The sequence below is a fragment of the Paenibacillus sp. ACRRX genome (genome assembly GCF_022346885.1).
Classification (GTDB): Bacteria; Bacillota; Bacilli; order Paenibacillales; family Paenibacillaceae; genus Paenibacillus_B.
The window spans coordinates 620,162-641,666 of the sequence record NZ_JAKRNK010000001.1 but is presented as its reverse complement, the minus strand read 5'-3'; the positions used below and the strand labels follow the sequence as shown (position 1 = coordinate 641,666).

At 44.7% G+C, this 21,505-nt stretch carries 18 protein-coding genes; 3 read left to right on the top strand and 15 right to left on the bottom strand.

Translation table 11 applies throughout. The features are described from left to right. Positions 1-150: 150 nt before the first annotated feature. Complete coding sequence (gene lpdA / locus MH117_RS02805; protein WP_239327114.1) at positions 151-1,572, bottom strand: dihydrolipoyl dehydrogenase; 1,422 nt, start codon at positions 1,570-1,572, stop codon at positions 151-153. Between the two features lie 197 nt (positions 1,573-1,769). Between lpdA and MH117_RS02800 the strand changes: the two genes are divergently transcribed. Together MH117_RS02800 and MH117_RS02795 are read left to right on the top strand one after the other, a co-directional pair. Beyond that, a complete protein-coding gene (locus MH117_RS02800; protein ID WP_275444473.1) occupies positions 1,770-2,105 on the top strand; it encodes a DUF2627 domain-containing protein in 336 nt (111 codons plus the stop codon). A 71-nt stretch (positions 2,106-2,176) separates the two neighbouring features. Continuing rightward, positions 2,177-2,662, top strand: coding sequence for a prolyl-tRNA synthetase associated domain-containing protein (locus MH117_RS02795; RefSeq protein ID WP_239327112.1), 486 nt, complete (start codon positions 2,177-2,179; stop codon positions 2,660-2,662). A gap of 108 nt (positions 2,663-2,770) precedes the next feature. Here MH117_RS02795 and MH117_RS02790 read toward each other — a convergent pair whose 3' ends face one another. From MH117_RS02790 to MH117_RS02765, 6 genes are all read right to left on the bottom strand, one after another. Then, positions 2,771-3,355, bottom strand: a complete 585-nt coding sequence (locus MH117_RS02790; protein ID WP_239327110.1) for a hypothetical protein — start codon at positions 3,353-3,355, stop codon at positions 2,771-2,773. Positions 3,356-3,464: 109 nt separating this feature from the next. Then, on the bottom strand, positions 3,465-4,976 hold the full coding sequence (locus MH117_RS02785) for a VanZ family protein (protein WP_239327108.1): 1,512 nt from the start codon (positions 4,974-4,976) through the stop codon (positions 3,465-3,467). A 185-nt stretch (positions 4,977-5,161) separates the two neighbouring features. Next, positions 5,162-6,145: an alpha/beta fold hydrolase gene (locus MH117_RS02780; RefSeq protein ID WP_239327106.1), complete on the bottom strand. Its 984-nt coding sequence runs from the start codon at positions 6,143-6,145 to the stop codon at positions 5,162-5,164. Between the two features lie 94 nt (positions 6,146-6,239). Then, positions 6,240-6,713: a DUF6884 domain-containing protein gene (locus MH117_RS02775; protein ID WP_239327104.1), complete on the bottom strand. Its 474-nt coding sequence runs from the start codon at positions 6,711-6,713 to the stop codon at positions 6,240-6,242. Positions 6,714-6,879: 166 nt separating this feature from the next. Next, positions 6,880-8,622 (bottom strand): ABC transporter ATP-binding protein, encoded by a 1,743-nt coding sequence (locus MH117_RS02770; RefSeq protein ID WP_239327102.1) that lies wholly within the window; start codon positions 8,620-8,622, stop codon positions 6,880-6,882. Further along, positions 8,615-10,462, bottom strand: a complete 1,848-nt coding sequence (locus tag MH117_RS02765; RefSeq protein ID WP_239327100.1) for an ABC transporter ATP-binding protein — start codon at positions 10,460-10,462, stop codon at positions 8,615-8,617. Before MH117_RS02765 ends, MH117_RS02770 begins: the two co-directional genes overlap by 8 nt. 161 nt (positions 10,463-10,623) lie before the next feature. Here MH117_RS02765 and MH117_RS02760 point away from each other — a divergent pair, with 161 nt between their 5' ends. Further along, entirely contained in the window at positions 10,624-11,634 is a 1,011-nt protein-coding gene (locus MH117_RS02760; protein ID WP_239327098.1) for an LLM class flavin-dependent oxidoreductase, read from the top strand. Between the two features lie 268 nt (positions 11,635-11,902). Here the strand turns inward: MH117_RS02760 and MH117_RS02755 are convergent, their stop codons facing one another. From MH117_RS02755 to dxs, 8 genes are all read right to left on the bottom strand, one after another. Beyond that, positions 11,903-12,115: a hypothetical protein gene (locus MH117_RS02755; protein WP_239327096.1), complete on the bottom strand. Its 213-nt coding sequence runs from the start codon at positions 12,113-12,115 to the stop codon at positions 11,903-11,905. A gap of 1,176 nt (positions 12,116-13,291) precedes the next feature. Then, entirely contained in the window at positions 13,292-14,116 is an 825-nt protein-coding gene (spo0A, locus tag MH117_RS02745; RefSeq protein WP_239327092.1) for a sporulation transcription factor Spo0A, read from the bottom strand. A gap of 162 nt (positions 14,117-14,278) precedes the next feature. Then, on the bottom strand, positions 14,279-15,688 hold the full coding sequence (gene spoIVB, locus MH117_RS02740; protein ID WP_239327090.1) for a SpoIVB peptidase: 1,410 nt from the start codon (positions 15,686-15,688) through the stop codon (positions 14,279-14,281). 122 nt (positions 15,689-15,810) lie between these two features. Then, complete coding sequence (recN, locus tag MH117_RS02735; protein ID WP_239327088.1) at positions 15,811-17,532, bottom strand: DNA repair protein RecN; 1,722 nt, start codon at positions 17,530-17,532, stop codon at positions 15,811-15,813. 37 nt (positions 17,533-17,569) lie between these two features. Further along, on the bottom strand, positions 17,570-18,019 hold the full coding sequence (gene ahrC, locus MH117_RS02730; RefSeq protein WP_028544156.1) for a transcriptional regulator AhrC/ArgR: 450 nt from the start codon (positions 18,017-18,019) through the stop codon (positions 17,570-17,572). Between the two features lie 44 nt (positions 18,020-18,063). Beyond that, the gene (locus tag MH117_RS02725; RefSeq protein ID WP_239327086.1) at positions 18,064-18,573 is read right to left on the bottom strand and encodes a DNA-binding protein; all 510 of its coding nucleotides are present in this window, start codon (positions 18,571-18,573) and stop codon (positions 18,064-18,066) included. A gap of 148 nt (positions 18,574-18,721) precedes the next feature. Continuing rightward, positions 18,722-19,558, bottom strand: coding sequence for a TlyA family RNA methyltransferase (locus MH117_RS02720; protein ID WP_239327084.1), 837 nt, complete (start codon positions 19,556-19,558; stop codon positions 18,722-18,724). Between the two features lie 29 nt (positions 19,559-19,587). Further along, positions 19,588-21,486: a 1-deoxy-D-xylulose-5-phosphate synthase gene (gene dxs, locus MH117_RS02715; protein WP_239327082.1), complete on the bottom strand. Its 1,899-nt coding sequence runs from the start codon at positions 21,484-21,486 to the stop codon at positions 19,588-19,590. Positions 21,487-21,505 lie beyond the last annotated feature (19 nt).

Here is a 21,505-nt window from a genome sequence, read left to right as displayed (position 1 = left end):
CAGCATCTTGTTGTACTTATGGCTGGAACTAATACCAGGTACTAAGACTTGAGCCTAAATCCATTATACTCCGACATTTTAAAAAAGAAAACTTCATTCCTCACACAACCAACGAAGCCTGTTTTCACCGATCTGTTACTATCCTTTACCTTACATCACTAAAGACTTATTTTCGGCAGCAAGCATGGCTTCACTCATAATTTCGGACAACGATGGATGGGCATGTATCACTTGTCCCAGTTCCCAAGGCGAGGCATCGAGCAATTGTGCAAGCGAAGCTTCACCTATCAGTTCTGTCGCGTGCGGTCCCACAATATGTACGCCTACCACATCCTGCGTCAGGCTGTTAATGACAACTTTTACAAATCCATCAGTTTCCCCCTGCACGATTGCTTTGCCAATCGCTTTAAAAGGAATCTTCCCTGTCACAACGTCAAGACCTGCTTCTCGCGCCTGTTCTTCCGTCACTCCGATTGACGCGGCTTCCGGCCGCGAATAGATACATTTAGGAATCGTATGTTCAGATAACGGCGATTGAGATTCACCGCTGAAATGTTTTACAGCTGCAAGTCCTTCAGCAGAAGCGGCATGTGCTAGTTGCAAACCGCCAATACAGTCACCTATCGCATAAATGTGAGGCTCCTGTGTCTGCATCCATTCATTCACTTTAATAAAACCATTCTCAATACGAACATTCGTATTTTCTAACCCTATATGTTCAACGTTAGCTTGACGCCCGACCGATACAAGCACTCGTTCCACTTTTAGGGAGATCGGCTCATCCTTTTTGTTTAGCAACAATTGTACGCAATCATCCGCTTTCAGAACACCGTCATGACCTACAGTGGTGTTAGTATGAATACGAACCCCACGTTTCTTCAACAATCGTTCCATCTCTTTGGATACTTCCTTATCCTCTGTTGGCAATAGACGCGGTCCTGCTTCAATTACGGTTACGTCCACACCAAAGTCAACTAGCAGAGAGGCCCATTCCACGCCAATTACGCCGCCGCCCACGATCGCAACGCTTTGGGGTAAGCTGCTCCACTCCAATGCTTCGTCACTCGTTGCAACAGCGTTGCCGTCAGGCTCCAATCCTGGCAAAATACGCGGCCGTGAACCCGTAGCAATGATGAGGTGTTTTGGAACGATTGTAACCGACTCGCCTTCTTCTAATTCAACCGCTACTGATCCGCTCTGCGGTGAGAAAATAGAAGGGCCCATCACACGGCCATTTCCATAAATCACTTCAATATTATGTTTCTTCATTAAGTACTGAACACCACGATGAAGCTGGTCTACGATTTCTTGCTTGCGTGATTGTACACGCTCAAAGTTATAGGTTATGCCTTCCATATGTATACCAAATCGTTCACTCTCACGTGCTTGCGCGTATACTTCTGCACTACGAAGCAGCGCCTTACTTGGAATGCACCCTCGATGCAGGCACGTCCCTCCAAGAAGGTCTCGTTCCACAACAACCACTTGATGCCCAGCCTGTGCAGCAGCAATTGCTGCAATGTAACCACCTGTACCGCCACCTAATATGGCGACATCCACTTGTTTGGTCATTTGACATATCCACTCCCCGTTACGATCGATAATGCTGCATATAGCCCTATTGTACAACTTATTTTATTTCTCGCCAAACCAACCGCCACCTATAACGACATCATGCACGTCCGAATGAATGGGATTAGACAACGTTCTTATTTCAAGGTAAAATATGGAGAGAATTGGACTATTCAGACAGAGGGATGGAATAACGCATGAGCATAAGGACTACGATTTCCAGATTTATCGCCATCTTGTTATTAGTTGTTCCTGGAGTGCTGGCCACTATCGGCTTTTTACAAATGAAAAACGCTATCTTCCATTACATAGCGGATAATGGCAACAGCACAATCGTGTCTCCTACTTTCGAGTGGCTTTCCTTTTTATTTGGCTTACTCTTGTTTGCAATCGGCGTTTCGTTTATCGGAGGTTGGATTTTCTTTCGGGACAAGAAACATAATTATGTCGCCCCTCGCTTTCGGGACAAGAAGCCTCGTCCGATTGGGCGGGCGTCATCTCAAGCCAGGACCGCCGCTTCACAAGAGGAATAACATAACCAAGGGTTGTCCAATAAGTAATTAGCTTAGTCGAGAATATATAATCATAAAGACAGGTGAACAACATGAACAAAACAGAAATCTTGGAATTGTTTGAGCAATTGAATATTAGCTATGACATCGTGGAGCATCCCGCTGCGTATACGATCGAAGAAATGGATCGTTTCGCAATGCCTAATGCCAATCAAGTTGCGAAAAATCTATTTGTTCGGGACGATAAAAAAAGAAGTTATTATTTACTAACCATTCAAAAAGATAAAACGGTAAATTTGAAGGAATTGCGAGCGCTACTGAATTCAAGACCACTCAGCTTTGCTTCTGAAGACGATCTGCTTAACTATCTTGGCTTGCATAAAGGCGCAGTGACACCCTTGGGCGTACTAAACGATACCGAACGTAAAGTCGAAGTTATAATCGATGAGGATTTATTACCACTTAATAACATCGGCATACATCCAAATGAAAATACCGCAACAATCTGGATTTCAATTGAGGATTTACTAAGACTTATACAGAGGCACGGTAACACTGTTCGTGTAGCTAAAATTTAAATCGTTCCTATTTTTAACATTAACAAAAACGAGGCTTCCAGCAGTCAATTTGTACTGACTTGTTGGACAGCCCCGTGCTCATTCATAATGCAGTTTTGTTACCTGATCTTATATGTTCTTATTAAAGAATGGAGTTCGACTCAACCGCTTTCGTCTCGGCTTACGGACAGGCGTATTCCCCGGACGCTGCTTGTTTCTTGATAACGGCGGCTTCTTTTTCTTATTCCTTTCGACGACAGACGCCTCTTCCGCTGCAATTTCTCCAGCATTAGGGAATATTTGCGCATCTTCTAACGCTTCGAACAAACCTACATTTTCAGCAAGCTGCTCGCTATTAAACAAATCCGGCGAAAATCCGATCTTGCCGAAATCTCCAGCCAAAATGACCTGTACCGATTTGTTCCGGTTAATAATGACAGACTCTATGAGCAGCCAATCATATAGCAGCGCTGCAATAAGCGCAGCCTTCTGCACCGTTAAAGGGCAGTTGGGCGGCCTGGGAAACGGAGGCTGTCTTTTGCCGCCTTCCTTCGGCCGCGGCTCTGCGCCTTCGTGAACAAACGGACCTTCACCATACGCGGCAGGAGAAGGTTCCCCTTGCCGCATGGATGATGCGGAGAACTGCTCGTTACTGTCGTTCCTTATTTCGCCATATCCAGAACTATGAGGATGCTGATTTGGCCGTGGACCCATAACAAGCCCACCTTTCATTCTTGTCTGACGACAATACTTTAATATCAACTGCTATTAGTATAGTCATTGGACTAAGGAATGGTGAGTATAATTCATGAATCTTCCTGTCCTATTCGTCCTGTTCCGCAGGCAGCTTCGTCTGAATCTGCTCACGTCTCAGCTTTGCTCTTAATCGTTCCAGCTCTAGATCGACTTGATCCACAGTAGACAGATTGGCAAGCTGTTCCGGTTTTGTGGATGCTGTAACGTGATCAGAATGAACCACATTTGCCTTAGCTGTCACCTGCATCAAATTAGAATCATTCCTGTTACCAATAAGTGCACGTTCAGGCTTAGGAACATTAACAGGTTCCATTATTGGAGCAGATGTAGTTACTGTTTCATCAGCACTTATCTGCTCCATCTCGTTTGCTGCTTTCCGCTCACCTTTGAGGCCCTCGTCCTCCTTATCTGTATGCAGGGTCACGACGTTTCGCGTACCGCTTATACGTTCATAGAATAACCGTTTGTCCCGACTGAACAAGCATAAAACGACATGGACTCCCATTACTGCGATCAGCACGAGATGAACAATAACAAGGATCAAGCTGGTGCTATACGGCAACTCGCCATAGGTGTAAATGATCGCCAGCATGCAGTTTAATCCAAACACTCCGTAATACAGCATTCCATATCGTTTTAATAAGGCGAGCCACGTAATCGATGGCTTACTGCTGCGGCGAGCATCTTCAATGACGTGAATTCGAGTAATCCACTTGCCAAGCGTGCGCCCGTTCGTGATCGCAGCAATTACAACAAAATATAAAAACACAGATATGGCAAGTGCAACTAAGCGGAACGAAGTGGCATCCATGTTGCGATCAATATATCCCAATGTCATCGTATCAGCACCGTACAAGACAAGACCGACAATACTCGCAAGCATCCCGAGCACAGTAGTGTCAATGACAAAAGAGATACCGCGGCGGATAAATCCAACCGTCATTTTTTCCAAATCTATATGCTCGTCCAACTTGTCTGCTCGCGGCAGGAAGTAAGTGAGAATAGGCGCCACAACAAAACCGATCATACCACCCAACGTATTCAGCATAAGATCATCTACGTCAAAAAGACGGTACGGACATTCGTATATGCCATATAAACCTGTAAGCTGAGTAGTCTCGAAGAAGATAGAGACAAGTAAACTGATCAGCAAGGTGCTCATCCATCCGCGACGGAAATAATAACGCAAGTAGACACCTAAGGGCAATGTTAACACCACATTAAACAACGCTTGTAAAAATGAACGTTCTTTAAGCAGGTAAATATAAGAAGCGGGACTGCTCCAAGTAATGACTGCTTCCTTCTTGATGTCATTTATAAAGGTAAAGGGCTTTGTCTGCATGTATGACCATAATGAACCCTCACGAAGACAATTACTGAAGTCTGCCGGCAGAGGTAAAATGACCAAATAATAAGCAGAGAGCAAATAAAGCAGCAAGGAATACAGCACGACAGACCGCAGTTTGTTGACATACCCGTATTTACGGTATTGAACAATGAGAAACGGAGCTGTGAGTACCAAAGCGATAAACGGAAAGGTAATGATCGCTTGCTTAATTGGAAATAAATAATCATTCATCTGTAATTCTGACCCTCTTTCTTACAGTGGAAAATAACAAATGGATCGATGAGGCCTTTCGGAATATACCATGCTCCACGGGCCATCAAAAGATACGAAAAACAGCGCTCAAGACCGAGCGCCTTTTGCAACATAACATACCAAACCAATCAGAGGAAACAACTTGTAAAGAGCAAGCTTCTTTCTTAATCAGCTTTTTTTGTGGAGTTCTCCTGTGGAGGAATACTTGTAATAAATTTCAAGATACGGTTATTGACGTCCTGTGGGTAGTCATGGTGAATATAATGCCCTGCTCTAATGTACGACTTTTGCGTCGCCTTGGACGAAATAGACATAAGCTGACGCTGCACCTCGCGCCAATTCGGATAGCCGTTGTTGGGGGCAGACAGGATGAGTACAGGAATATCCCCAACCTTACCTTTTTCCAATAATTTGAGACCGCTCTGATGAAATTGCTTCCGTTCCTCCAGCATCATCCGATTGTTGGCGTTTTTTAGAATCATGCTGACTTTAAGCTTCTCAATAGACTCTGGGAGATCCTCCATGTCATTAAACGAATGGGTCATTATGCCTAGATCACTTAATCCACGCAGTACACCTAGCTTTTTAGCACCTTCAATCATGTACCAGCCCATTTTATATCCCCAGTCCATGTCAGCATCGCGAGCGAATTCAGGACTGATGCCATCTAACATAATTAGACCGCTCACTTCTTCTGGGTACATTTGTGCAAATCGGATTCCTTCAAGAGCTCCCATAGAGTGACCTAGTATGATATAAGGCGGATGTTCACCAGATTGCTGCAGCAGCTGCCGCATTTCATTAGTCATCGTATCGATATCTCTTGAGATGTCGGTAGCTTCGCTCCAGCCATATCCAGGTCTTTCATATGTAACTACACGGGTATAGTGCTTCATTTCTGCTGTTATTGGATAAAAATCAGCATAAGGAGAAGACGTCCCATTTCCAGCCGACAACACGAGCGTTCCCTTAGCACTTGGCTGACCACTTGCAGAAACAAACATCTGATGCCCATTAATCGAAATAAGCTTGCCTGCTGGGGATACATTTCTGAAATCGAGCCATACTCCAATCATCTGATATATCCAACCCAACAAACCAACAACAAGGATTGCGCATCCCACTCTAACTTTTTTTGACTTTAACATGTATCCTCACCTTAATCATCACTCGCATGACGTTGAACTTTTCAAGTGATACGACGTTATCGGTAATATCACCCCTTCAAACGAGTGTGTCGCCTCACAAAAGAATCGGCTTCATTTCTAAATTGTTTTCGATAACATTGTCTAATCTTTGCAGCATGTATCCGATACCCGAGCAGTCACTTAAAGGATAATTAAAGATTAGATCTTCGGATGTAAAAATCAACGGCAGTATCGTTCGGAACTTCTTTCCACCCAACATGACTACCTCAGCAGCCTGATCTAACTTTTTTTCTGCTGCTTGCCTTTGTAATTCCGATATCGTCACAAGCTGCGGATGATCGCTTCCAAAACGAACGTTATAGTTGTCTGGCACGATATCGTGCTTCAACAACAAGCCATGCTTGGCTGACAGTATAACCCAATGCTCATAGTGAGCACGGGCATAGGCTTGACATTTCCGATGCAGCGCTCCGGTATATGCATACTGCGCTTCATAAGGACCAACAGCATTTCTATCACTATCCCATATTTTTCGGGAACCGCATGGAATTATACATATTCGTCGCAAGATGCGTCAACACTCCGTTTCATCTCATATCAACCTAGGTCATATCTCCTTGCTTATCATACCATTAAATAGGAATTCTGAAAGGGGAGTATAACAAAAAAAGCCCGTCTCCAAGCTGGTTGGAGTTAACGGGCGATTAATTGGACAGCATCAACACTATTTTTGACTAACCTTTATAAGCTGCTTTACTCATTTTCCAGCCGCCTGCCTTTTGCTGTTCATTCCACAATCGATTGTATATCCCCATGTCATTTATTAATTCTGAATGGGTGCCCGCTTCCGCTACTTGGCCATTCTCAATTACAATAATCTGATCGGCGTTGCGGATCGTTTTAAGGCGATGGGCGATCACCACGACCGTCTTGGAGCGAACAAGCGCTTGTATCGCTTGCTGGATATAAAGCTCGTTTTCCGAATCAAGTGAGGCCGTCGCTTCATCCAGCAGTACAATCGGTGCATCTTTCAAAATAGCTCGTGCGATGGACAACCGCTGTTTCTCTCCTCCCGATAAAGACGAACCTTCCTCACTAATAACAGTGTCGTACCCTTGTGGTAGTCTCGTAATAAAGGAATGGCAATTGGCAGACTGGGCCGCTTGTACGACCTGCTCGAACGTTGCCTTTGGATTGCCTACTTTAATATTATTCAGCACGGTATCGTTGAATAAGACAACATCTTGAAAGACCATGCTGATGGAGGCATACAAGCTGTCAGTAGCGATCTCGCGTACATCAATGCCGCCAATCTGGATCGAACCGCTCTTTACATCCCAAAAGCGGGCAATCAAATGTGCGATCGTGGATTTGCCGGAACCGGATACACCGACTAATGCCGTCATGCTGCAAGGTTCTACCGAAAAGCTAATTCCAGACAACACGGGCCTGCCGTCATATTGGAAATGGACGTTCTGAAACGCGATCCCAAATTGTTGCGGTGTCCTAGAAATGATCGGTTCTGGCAGCATGGGTTCCTCTAGTACTTCTTTCACTCGTTCACCTGCATTGCTCATATAACGCAGTTCTGCCAAATGAGCGCCAGCCATTCGTAGTGGATTGTAGAAGCGTAAGCTAATGATAAGAAAGATCAGAAATACCGACACATCTAATGTGCCTCCAAATAATAAATAACTGCCCAATAATAACAAGCCGATAAATCCAACTTCCAGCACAATGGCGTATGACAGAATGATTGGGGAAACCGTCGCCTCCAGCTTAATGCTCTCATCACTAAGCTGTTTCATTGCCTGCTGCATCCGGGCAAACTTCTCACCTGTCTGATTGTACGCTTTGAACAATTTAATGCCATGAATGTATTCCAACAGCCTTGAATTCGCATGTGATACCATCGACAAACGACGGCGGCTAGCACGATTAATGGTGCGCTGCGACCAAATCAGCAGTGGAAGTGCCAGCGGAACCGCTACGATCATCGCCAAGGCAAGCCGCCAATCCAACCATAGTAGAAAAAGAGCCACAATTGATGGCATCGCAATAGCACCTACAATGTTAGAAAAGAGATGGGTTAATATTTTCTCAACTTCATCTACATTGTTAAGCAGCGTGTGACTAATCTCTCCCTTATCTTTACGTGCAAAATAGCCCATCGGCAGCTTACGCAAATGCTCACCCAGGCGCAGCCTTGTGTCTCGCATTAGACTTGCCCCAGTTATCATGGCATCCAGATAGCCTATTACAGAACAGACGGCTTGCAGCAAAAAGGCAACAATCATAATGCCAATGCATAACCAGATTTGCTTCATATCCAGTGGAGGATGGAACAATTGATGAATGACTACAATCAGCATACCGTATGGTACACTAGCAAATATCATTTCCAATACAGTAAATAATGCTGCGCGACGGAGCTTGCCAAGTGAACCGCCTGTAACGGCTCTTACCATATTAAGCATGCTGTGAAGCCTCCTTTCCGCCTACTACCCATACGCTCGCAGCCGTATACGCTTTCCATAAGGAACGATACGTATCACAGTGCTGCAGCAGTTCCTCGTGTTTGCCGCTGCCGGCAATTCTACCCTCTTCAAATACAATGATACAATCCACATCTGTAATCGTGGATAGACGATGAGCGATGACAACTACAGTCTTACCTGGCAGCAACTCACTTAATGCGTCTTGAATATGGGCTTCATTCTCTGGATCTGCAAATGCAGTTGCTTCATCCAATATTAGAATTGGCGCATTTTTCAAAATCGCTCGTGCAATCGAAATGCGCTGACGTTCGCCTCCGCTTAGATGCATTCCACCGTCACCGATCACTGTACGATAACCATCAGGCAGCTCCGTTATAAAAGTATGGGCCTGTGCAGCAGTTGCAGCTGCGTACACTTCGCTGTCCGTTGCTTCTTTGCGGCCTAGGCGGATATTTTCCAAAACTGAATCATTCAGCATAAATACATCCTGGAATACAAAGGCAATGCGGTCCATTAATATTTCTGTTTTCATATCCTTCAGATTCACACCACCGATGCAAATTGATCCAGATGATACATCCCAGAAACGTGCAATTAACTGTGCTGCCGTTGTCTTGCCTGCTCCCGAAGGCCCTACAAAGGCAGTAATCGTCCCCTCTTCAGCCCTAAAGCTTACATTGTGCAGCACCTGCTGTTTGCCGTAACTGAAGTGCACGTTAGCAAACTCTAGATCGTGACGCTGAGGAATTAATGCATTTACAGGCTCTTTAATTTCATCCTCTTGCAAAATGTCCTCAATTCGATTAACGCCTTCCATGTTTGCTTTCAACATATGGCCGAGCTCCGAAATTTGCTTGATTGGCACAGTAAAGCCAACTCCAAGAATAAGGAACAATAGCAATATCTCAAGCGACACATCACCTGACGTATAGAGCCATATTCCAACCGGCAGAATAAACAGCAGTCCTGTCTCAATCATGACCATAAACAATGCGTATACAGGGGCAAGCCGCCGTGATGTCCGAATCCAGAATGAGGTATACTGGTTAACAGAATCTTGATAGCGGACAAAAGACTGTACGGTCATACGATACGATTTAATAATTGGCATGGCACGGACATATTCGAGAATGGTGCTATTCATCACTTCTAATGTCTGATGATACTCTTTCATTCTTTCTCCCTGTCCACGAAACATAGTAGATTGCATGAAGAAAGCGAGCGGAATAGGAATAAGTGCCGCCAGGGCAAGCCGCCAATCCATCGCAAATAGCACGATAACCGTAAATAAGGGGGTAAACAAAGAAGAAGCGAAATCAGGCAGGTGGTGAGCGATAAAATTCTCGATTCGTTCTACGTCCTCCGCTATAATCTTTTTAAGTTTCCCGCTTGTCCGGTCAGAAAAATAGCCTAGTGAAAGACTGGCAAGCTTGTTGGTCAGCTGAATTCGCAGCGAATACAAAATCCGATAAGCTGCAGTATGCGAAATAATCGTGGATGCTGCAAGCAAGCCAAATCGTAATACAACAGCTCCAAGCGCAATCCATACCATCGTCCAAACCGCACCCGTATCTACAGGTGGAGTCAGCAGCGCCACTGTCATCTGGTATACAATGAGATAGGGCACCAGGCTTAGTGCTGCACTCATAACGGAGAACAGGCACGACCAAAACAACTGCACGCGGTGTGTGCCTGCTAATTCCAAAAGTTTACGTAAACTGCCTTTCGACTGCACGTTCTCATCTCCCAACCCTATATACTGCAATATTGTCTCTTGAGAAAGATTATCATTAAATGACGCAAATTTCTGCCGCTCCACGGTTTAATTCCACCTGTGGACGGATAATAAATAACCGTCCAACAAAAATCATCTTCGATACAGATGCTTTTACTTTTTCTTAAACTATATATAATATAGTATATATATGAATAAAAGTTGAATTTCCGTTTCAAAATCTTATGCCTAGAGGTGAAGTCACCGTGATAACGTTAAGTGTTTTGGATCAATCACTCATCCCTGAAGGCAAGTCCCCTACTGACGCACTAAGGGATACAGTTAGACTGGCTAAGCATGTAGAATCTCTCGGCTATCATCGATTCTGGGTGTCGGAGCATCATGCTTCCAGCGGCATTGCTGGGACCAGTCCCGAGGTGCTGCTCTCACACCTCGGAGCCAAGACTAGTAACATTCGTCTTGGGTCAGGCGGCGTGATGCTCCCCCACTACAGCGCTTATAAAGTAGCCGAGAACTTTAAGGTCCTTGAAGCGTTATACCCTGGACGGATGGATGTTGGTGTTGGCAGAGCTCCAGGCGGAACACCACTTGCCTCACGTGCGCTGCAAGAGGACATCCATAGATCCATAGATCGTTATCCAGAGCAAATACGTGATTTAACAGCCTATTTACATGATTCCTTGCCGCAGGGGCATCGCTTTGCCGGACTGCGCGCTGCACCCTATATTGAGACAGCGCCAGTGTTGTGGCTGCTTGGTTCGAGCGGTGACAGCGCCATTGTAGCAGCCAAGCAAGGAGCCGCCTATGCCTACGCGCATTTCATTAACCCACATGGCGGTACAGACACGATGCGCTATTACCGTCAGCACTTTAAGCCGTCATTGTATCAAGAGGCGCCAAAAACACTAATAACCGTATCCGTCATTTGTGCGGATACCGAGGAAGAAGCTGAACTGCTTGCACGGAGCATGCAGTTGACATTTGTATTGCTGGAACAAGGCAAGCAAACTAATGGATTTCCTTCTGTGGAGACGGCGACAGATTATCCATATACCGCATATGAACGGATGCGGCTCCAAGATATTCGTAACCGGGTGATCGTCGGTACCCCCGGACAAGTGAAACAACAACTGCTTGATATAAGTGAAGCCTATCAAACCGACGAGATCATGATTGTCACTATGGTCCATGATATTGAGGCCAAGCTTAAGTCTTATCAACTGATCGCTGATGTATTTCACGAGCAGCCGAAATAAAATGATTCAGAATAAAAGGGGCTATCCCAAAAGCCCATTTATTATCTTTCGGACTCACTAGACTCTGAATTTGACGCATAAAAATGCCCTCAAATCCCACTTCAATGTGGAATTTGAGGGCATTTCGCTAATTATTACGAGATCTTCTTCGTGCCTCCGAACACTTTTGGGACACCCCTACAATTTATTGCTCTAGCTTATTCATATATCTCTAGCATGCTTCTTCATTCTCGCTTGCTTAACGATTAGTTGCATCTATACAAACATTTCAGTCCAAAAAATGCAGCAGTTCCTCTTTAAAATCCCTTTTAATGAACAAAGTAACAATCATCCATCCGGTGCTCATGCAAGCAAACCACAGCGGTAGATTGATAGTATTAATAAATACCCCTATCCAAGCAAATGCACTCACGATCACCCAAAAAACTGTACTAATTAATAAGTAAAAAATTCTGAAAAGGAAATCAATGATGTCACCCATCGTCTCACCACCTGTTGTCTTCTGCTTCGTCGGTTCACGCCATTTGATCTTAGTAAATATATAGTTATTTTTTGTAAGTATATCACACAACAGAAATTCCAGTAAATTCATATCATTAAATAGCAATCACAAAACTTTCATGTTTCACGTCAGAGAAAATAGTTGGAATGTAAAATATATTTGACATTTTGAAAAGAAACAGTACAATAAAAGATGTAAAGTATGTTTTACATTTAAGATTTATCTCCTCTTCAATTTAGAATAAACTGCTCCATATACGTTATTTAATGTGAGGGCTATATGATTTTTTACGCTTTATAAATGAACGAATTTATATTCATGAAGGGAAGCCTATGATGAAATTGCGCAAAGCAGATGAAATGGAACAGTTTCAAAACGAGAAATCCACAAAAAATGGATTTATATTTTATACCGTAGCCTTGCTGGGATGGGCACTATTTGACATGTTTACTAAGGGGACGCCCGGTGTGCAAATGACATTTCTATTGATAGGATGTGCCATATATTTTTGGTCGAGGGTTGCATACCATAATAAAATGAAATAAATCTGTCTAAAGTGCTTAGATTGGTATAAATATCAAAGCAAGTAGAGTTATAAATTATCATCTTCACTTAAACAACAGAAAAAGGTTACTAAATAGGAAAATTAGTAAGAACCCTAAAGAATTAGTCAATTTACGCACGCTAATGTAATATGTCATTGAAGCAATCATATGTTAAGCCCCGCCATTATTAATGACGGGGCTTAATGTAATATACAACGATACAACGCCATTGTTCTTGGCTAGAGATCGATTTTTACGATTATTCGTACTGAATAAGAATAAGGTCATTTTAGATAAGTAGTCGCATAGGAGAATTGCAGCTAGAAGTCTGAGCATAAGAGGAAATTCGGCGGTATATATTCGCGAGTTGGACAGGTATTAAACAATTCCTTGCTAAAGGAATTGTTGCGGGCGAATGTGCCCTGCTTTCACATCCGCCACTATTTCAATCGCATGTTCTGCTTATAAATACTCGACTCATGATGCGGCGATTTAGCTTGCGAAGATAACGTTTTCATGGATAGCCCTCCATTTACATCTAACGTTCCAGCTTCGAAAATCTCTTCCCCGATAAGTTCAATGTATTTCAGAATGTATCTGAGCAGCGTTATCAGCTAACCTTATGCTCAATTCTCAGCTTGTCTGCAACCATTGCAATGAATTCTGAGTTGGTTGGCTTCGACTTGCTGATGTTAATCGTATAGCCGAATAATCGACTGATGCTGTCGATATTGCCACGTGTCCAAGCGACTTCAATCGCATGACGAATCGCACGTTCAACGCGGGATGGCGTGGTTTTGTATTTCTCTGCAATGGCTGGGTACAGTGTCTTGGTGATAGAGCCAAGAATCTCGATATTGTTGTACACCATTGTGATGGCTTCACGCAAATACTGATATCCTTTAATATGAGCAGGTACGCCAATTTCATGAATAATTGTTGTAATATTCGCATCCAAGTTCTTGCTCTTAGACAGCGGCACTACGTTGGACTTCAAGGAAGAGTTCGTAATAAACGAGCTTGCATTAGAACTTGATATCATATGAGCCGAAGAAGAGCCGGCAAGCTGACGAATTCGGTTCGCTAACACATCCATGTCAAACGGTTTTAATATGTAGTAAGAGGCACCAAGTTGAACCGCACGTTGTGTAATACTCTCCTGACCAAAAGCAGTAAGCATAATGATCTTAGGCTGCGGGGATAAATTAAGCTGGCGTAATCGTTCCAATACTCCTAAACCATCTAAATGAGGCATAATAATATCAAGAATAAGGACGTCGGGGACAGTTCTCGACTGCTCCAGGAATTGGAGCACTTCCTCGCCGTTATAGGCAACACCCGTGACGACCATATCTTCCTGCTCCGACAAGAAATCCGCTAACAAATTCGTAAATTCTCGGTTGTCATCCGCTAATAATACTTCAATCTTTTGCAACTGAGGATCCTCCCTTAAACAAGTTTCGCAATCGTCGCGTCTTATTGTGCTTTGAAGTGACGTGGCGTTAATTCTTTCTTGTTTATGATATTCGACATCTAAAATGAAATACCTTCTGTCGAATATAATTTTTCTTTCTTTTTCTCAATAAAACATTTATAATTATAATTTCGTTTGTTTTTCAACATGCTTCATGGTTGTTCGTGATGTTTCGACAACGAAAGAAAGGTCCACGCGATTGCCGTGAACCTTCCCTTGTTGTGACCATTGTGAATTAGACAATACTACCCCTGCATCCTGCAACATCCATTCGATAAAGCAACCATAACCCGAGCTTGGATTGTTTACAAAGACGTGAGTCACAGCTCCAATAAGCTTGTTATTTTGAATAATTGGACTGCCTGACATTCCTTGAACAATTCCACCCGTCTTTTGAAGCAAGCGCGGGTCCGTAATTCGTATGACCATTCCCTTTGTTGCAGGCGCGGACTGACGTGTCACATGTACGATCTCAATCTTGAAACGTTCGACCTGCTGTCCATTCACAACTGTCAGCATTTCAGCAGGCCCTTCCTGCACTTCTTCATTAAAGCCAATTGGAATCGGCTCCGTAAAGACACTATGTTCTGGATTCGCAGTCATTTTTCCAAAAATTCCAAACGGTGTATTTCGCTCCACATTGCCTAGAACTCTGCTCTCTTTTACAAACTGAGCTCTTTTTTCGCCCGGCTCGCCATTTTGACTTTTGGAAATAGAGGTTACATTGGACTGTACGATCTCACCTTTGCCAACCACAATTGGTGTTTGCGTATCCATATCAGTAATTACATGTCCTAGAGCCCCATATACGCCCTGATCAGGTGCGTAAAATGTTAATGTTCCTACACCTGCTGCTGAATCGCGAATATAGAGACCAAGGCGCCAGAGCTTATCCTCAGCATCATACGCAGGCTGCAGCTTTGTCTGCACTTCATTGGCACCACGACGTATGACTAATTCCAAGGCTTTATCTGCTTCTCCTGCCTGACGTACAATCTCCGCAACTTTGGACACATCCTGAATACGGGTTCCATTCATACGCACAATAAGATCACCAAGTTGAACACCTGCATCTTCTCCGGGTGATAATTTACGTTCTTCACTTACTTTTACCAGATGATGACCAACTACTAAGATGCCGTCAGATTTCACTTTTACACCAATCGTTTGCCCACCCGGGATAACTCGTAAATCCGGCACGACATTTACTTTCAGTGTCTTAAGTGGAATCCGATTAAACAGCTTCAACTTCAGCTTTGCCTGTCCTGCTTGTGAAGTCGAGAGCGAGAGCGGCTGACGAAGAGACACATTCAACGCTGCCGTACGTTTGCCATTGACCTGTAAAATGTCAGGACGGTCAACCGTTGCATTTGCCATTACTGGCATTACCAGATGTAGCTGTTTTTGTTGCCCTTCAAATAAACGTAATTCGCTTGGTAATGCAGCATAAGTGCGAAATGGGGTTGTTGTGCAGCCGATACTAATGATCAGAACAAGCACAAGACCTAGCAGCCGTTTAATGTTGGGGTTCAAAGGTGTCCACACTCCTTTGCTTCGAAGCTTTGACGTTTAAGGGAATGGCCCTTAATCGTAACATTAAGTTAACCTTGACCCCAACCTTTTATAAGTGAAAATGATTCCTCAAAACCTTGATTTTAAGCACCTTTTTGACGTTCAGCCAATTTAAGCATTTCTTGAGCATGATGTACTGTTTTTTCCGTAACTTCCACCCCGCCAAGCATACGCGCGAGCTCCTGTACCCGTCCATCTTCGTCCAGTTCGGTCACATAAGTAGACGTACGTTCGTCCAGGACCCGTTTCTCGATGTAATACTGATGATCAGCCATACAAGCCACTTGTGGCAAATGGGTTATGGCAAATACTTGCCCACTTCCAGCCACTTCGGCAAGCTTCTCCGCGATAGCCTGAGCAGCCCGACCACTAACCCCTGTATCCACCTCATCAAAGATAAGAACTGGGATACGATCAACTTCTGCAAATATGGTTTTTAGCGCCAGCATTATGCGCGACAGCTCACCGCCAGACGCAATCTTATGCAGCGGACGCAGCGGCTCACCTGGATTGGGGGAAATAAGGAACTCAACATCATCCCATCCCTTCTTAGTCAAACGAGTAGCTACACCATCTACATCTACGCCTTGGTTATCCTGAAGAAGATCGATTCGAACACCAAGCCGTGTTCTTTCCATATGAAGATGCTTTAACTCGCTCTCGATCCGAAGCGTCAATTCAGCAGCAAGCCGCTTCCGTAAATCACTAAGCTCACTTGCTAACAAGATCGCTTCCTCAAGCTGGATTGCCTGTTCTTTTTCTAATTTCTCGATCCGTTCGTCTTTATTTTCCAGCTTGTCCACCTCACCTTGAATGTGCTCAAGGTGCTGCAGCATAGCTTCAATTGTTGACCCGTATTTCCGCTTTAGTCCGATGATGTGATCTAATCGATCTTCAATTTGTTCCAATCGTGTAGGATTAAATTCAATCTGCTCACGATAATCACGCAGTTGGAAAGCAGCATCCTCCAATTGATAAAAAGCGTTTTGCAATTGCTCCACAATCGGTTGAAATTGTTCAGGGTCTACCGGAACAATCTGCTCCAATCGGTCAACAGCTAAGCTAACCGCGTCCATTGCCCCTTGACCATACAATTTTTCATATGCGCCATTGACATTATCCATAAGTTTTTCGGCATTGGTTAGTTTACGCTTTTCTTCCGCCAACCATTCATCTTCACCTAATTTTAGCTGTGCAGACGACAGCTCCTCGATTTGAAAACGGTACAAATCTAACATTTGATACGTTTGCTGACTGGTCTGCTTTAACTGTTCCACTTCACGCCGGACTTCTTTATATCGATTGTACTGCGCCGTATATCGCCGTTTCACCTCAGATAATGATTCCCCGCCGTATGCATCGAGCCAATCCAGATGCTTGTCCACCTTCAAGAGCGATTGATGCTCATGTTGACCATGAATGTTTATCAGCATTTCACCAACTTCGCGCAGCATCGTTAAGTTCACCATCTGTCCATTCATCCGACAGAAGCTCTTGCCTTGCGCCGTCAGTTCACGTCTGATGATCAGTAATTCATCCCGGGACGCATTAATGCCAAGCCTGTCGACTGTATCCCATACGGGATGATCATCGTCAAGTTCAAACGAGGCTTCCACTTCTGCACGTTCGCACCCGTATCTGACAAAGTCCGAAGAGCCCCTTGCGCCTGCAATGAGGCTCAGCGCATCAATAATTATGGATTTACCTGCCCCTGTCTCCCCCGTAAGCACATGAAACCCTTTATGAAAATGCAACTGCACCGCTTCGATAACCGCCAAGTGACGGATTGACAATGCTACTAACATCCCGGCATCCCCTCCTATGCCCTATCTTTGCATATGATTATGAAATGTAACTCATCACTTGATCCACAACACCTTGCCCAGTGTCCTTCGTCCGACTGATGATCAGAATCGTGTCATCACCGCACACGGTTCCTAGAATCTCAGGCCACTCAATCGCATCCATCAGTACCGCTATTGCATTAGCCGTTCCCGGCAAACATTTGATTACCACAAGATTCTCTGCCCGGTCTACACTAACAAAGTTATCAAGCAGGGCCCGCTTCAGCTTCTGAGCCGGGTTAAACCGCTGATCGATCGGCAAAGAGTACTTATAACGGCCATTATCCATCGGTACTTTTATTAAATGGAGTTCCTTCATATCCCTTGACACTGTCGCTTGCGTGACATGAAAACCAGCCTTCCTTAAGGAATCAACCAGTTCATCCTGCGTCTCAATATCGTTATTCATTACAATCTCTCTAATTTTAATATGCCTTTGACCTTTCATGAAGACCCTCCAAAACCAGTATTAAGCTCTATACACTTGACTATTTATTCGCTGGAACCACTCGGCTCTCCTACATCCATACGAATGACTCTGACACTACGTTCCGCCATATCAACAATGACAACCCCTGCACAATCCGGGAATGCAAGAAAGTACGTGGTCCATAACTTGCGGATACCACTCGCCGTCCAATCCAACTGCATTCGTTCTCTTGCACATCGTACGACGTACCAGTCCTCATTTTGCCGCACTATCAAGTCTACCCACAATCGGGAACTCAGTTCTTCATGCTCATCAACACGAATTCGTATGGGCACCGAGAACTTGCCGCCAACAATCTCATAACCTTCCTGTTCAAGCAAGCGCTCTGTCTCATCGTCATGAACATAATGGTCGGACAAATATATTTGCTCCATAGGCTCTGACCGGAACAAGGCACGCCTGCTGGCGAAGACGCCCCATACAACAAGTCCAATAATAATAAACCACAATACGGCATAGTCGCCCCTCATGCCTACACCATCCTTAATTAGAGGTACATGATAATGGTTCATAGTTATGTGAAATGGCTTCAATCTGCTGTATATGTCCATTGTATAGGAAAAAGGGGGTAAACAGCAAAAGAAAACCCATCCGTTGGATGCTTGTCCCTTTACGGATGGGTTTCGTCTAATACACATTTCTGAAATGACTGCTTAGTCGTCAAGAAGAAACGCGAAATTTCTGATTGGCATCCTTGACAACTTGTGCAATGTAATCGCGGGACACCGTTACAGCCTGGCTTTCGCTTGATACATCCGGCACGATCCAATACGCCAGAAATTCTATATTTCCTTCGCCTCCCGTAATAGGGGAAAACGTTAGGCCCTGCAACGCGAAGCCCATCTCGGTTCCGAAGTCGAGAATGTCACGCAGTACAGCTTCGTGCGTAGCCGGATCTCTTACAACTCCTGACTTTCCAACTTTCTCCCTACCTGCTTCAAATTGCGGCTTAATTAAGGCGACAATACGTCCTGGACGTGTAATCAGAGCCCGCAAAGGCGGCAATATAAGTTTCAAGGAGATAAAGGAAACATCAATCGATGCAAAATCCGGCTGAGGTCCCTCAAGATGTTCTCTTTCGACGTAACGGAAATTCGTACGCTCCATCACTTTTACACGTTCATCGTTCCGCAAGGACCAATCCAATTGATTGTATCCAACATCTACGGCATATACCATAGCAGCACCGTTCTGGAGTGCACAATCGGTAAATCCTCCAGTTGAAGCGCCAATATCAATCATCGTCGCGTCTTGCAGAGCAAGATCAAAATGCTGGATAGCCTTTTCCAGTTTTAGGCCGCCGCGTCCTACATAAGGGTGCGGCGCCCCCTTCACATGAATGGAGACAGCACGAGGTACTTTCATACCCGCCTTCTCGATTCTTTCTCCGTCCGCATAGACAAGTCCCGCCATTATAGCGGCTTTAGCCTTTTCGCGGCTTTCATAGAAGGCTTGCTCGACGAGCAGCACATCTATGCGTTCTTTCGGTGTTGACATGCCCTTGCTCCTGTCTTGTCATGATTACGTTACGCGCGTGTCAAACGATTGTCACCACGCGAAAACAACATCGTTCTTAGCTCGTTGGCAACCCGATCCGCAGTCAAGCCGACTTCTTCGCGCTGCTGCTTAATACTTCCATGTTCAACAAAATAGTCCGGTACACCAATTGGGGTGATCATTTGATTATAAATATGTCGCTCTGCATAAAACTCCAGCACGCTGCTGCCAAGCCCGCCCTTGGTACAAGCTTCTTCCAATACGACCATTGGCAAATGCTCCTTGGCAAGCTGCAACAGCATCGTTTCATCAAGCGGCTTAATGAAACGGGCGTTAATGACGCGCAGCTGTATACCATCACGTCGCAGCAACTCGGCGGCTTCCTCTGCCACCTGGATCATGGGTCCGACAGCAAGCACAACTGCATTCTCTCCCTGACGAACGACTTCCCAACTTCCAATTGGAATTGAATGAAGTTCTTGGTCAAATTCCACACCGACACCGTTAATACGTGGATAACGCACGGCAATAGGTCCATCATTGTATTCCACAGCTGTCTTCATCATGTGTCGCAGCTCGTTTTCGTCTTTAGGCATCATCAGCACGATATTCGGAATATGACGCATATACGCGATATCGTATATTCCTTGATGAGTCTCCCCGTCCGGACCGACGAATCCGGCACGATCAATTGCAAAAATGACATTTGCATCCTGACGGCAAATATCATGGACGATTTGATCATAGGCGCGTTGCAAGAACGTTGAGTATACCGCGTAGACAGGCTTCATGCCCTCCAGCGCAAGTGCAGCACACATGGTTGCTGCATGCTGTTCAGCGATACCTACGTCTATCATCCGACCTGGGAACTTCTCCGCAAACTGCAACAGGCCTGAGCCGCCTGGCATAGCAGGTGTTACCGCAACAATTCGTTCGTCCTGCGCTGCAAGCTCAATCAACGCATTGCCAAACACTTCTGTATACATGGGATTGCCGACTGCCTTTACAACTTGACCAGATTCAATCTTGTAAGGCGTGATACCATGCCACTTGTGCGAATCCGCTTCCGCAGGCGAGTACCCTTTGCCTTTGCGGGTAATGACATGCACAAGCACAGGACCCTCAACACGATCTGCTTGATCAAATGTATCAATAAGTTTCTTGATGTCATGCCCATCTACAGGGCCCAAATATGTCAGGCCAAACTCTTCAAATAACATACCTGAAACAACTAAATATTTTAAACCGTCCTTCATCCGTTCAGCTGTTTTGGCAAGCTTGTCGCCGATGGCCGGTATTTTCTTCAAAAGCTGCTCTACTTCTTCCTTTGCTTTTACATACGTACGGTCTGAGCGGATCTTGCTCAAATAATTATGAAGAGCCCCTACATTAGGCGCAATAGACATTTCATTATCATTTAGCACGACCATTAAATTTCTCTTCTCATGGCCAATATGATTGAGGGCCTCCAGAGCCATACCTCCGGTTAAAGCACCATCCCCGATTATGGCGACAACCTTATTGTCCTCACCCTTTAGGTCACGCGACAGCGCCATCCCCATTGCTGCAGATAACGATGTGCTGCTATGGCCTGCTTCCCATACATCATGCTCGCTCTCAGAGCGCTTAATAAATCCGCACAGGCCTTTGTACTGCCGGAGTGTATCAAATTTATCCTTGCGACCGGTCAATATTTTGTGAACATATGATTGATGTCCAACATCAAATAAAAACTTGTCGTTCGGACTATTGTACAAATAATGAAGGACGATTGTAAGTTCTACCACGCCCAAATTAGGTGCCAAATGCCCGCCAGTGGCAGACAGCTTCTCGATGAGGAATTGGCGAATCTCTTCGGCGAGCGCTGGCAGTTGATCCACCGTCAGCCGCTTCAGATCACTAGGTTGATTTATCTGTTCGAGCAGCACGGGTTTTCCCTCGCTTTCG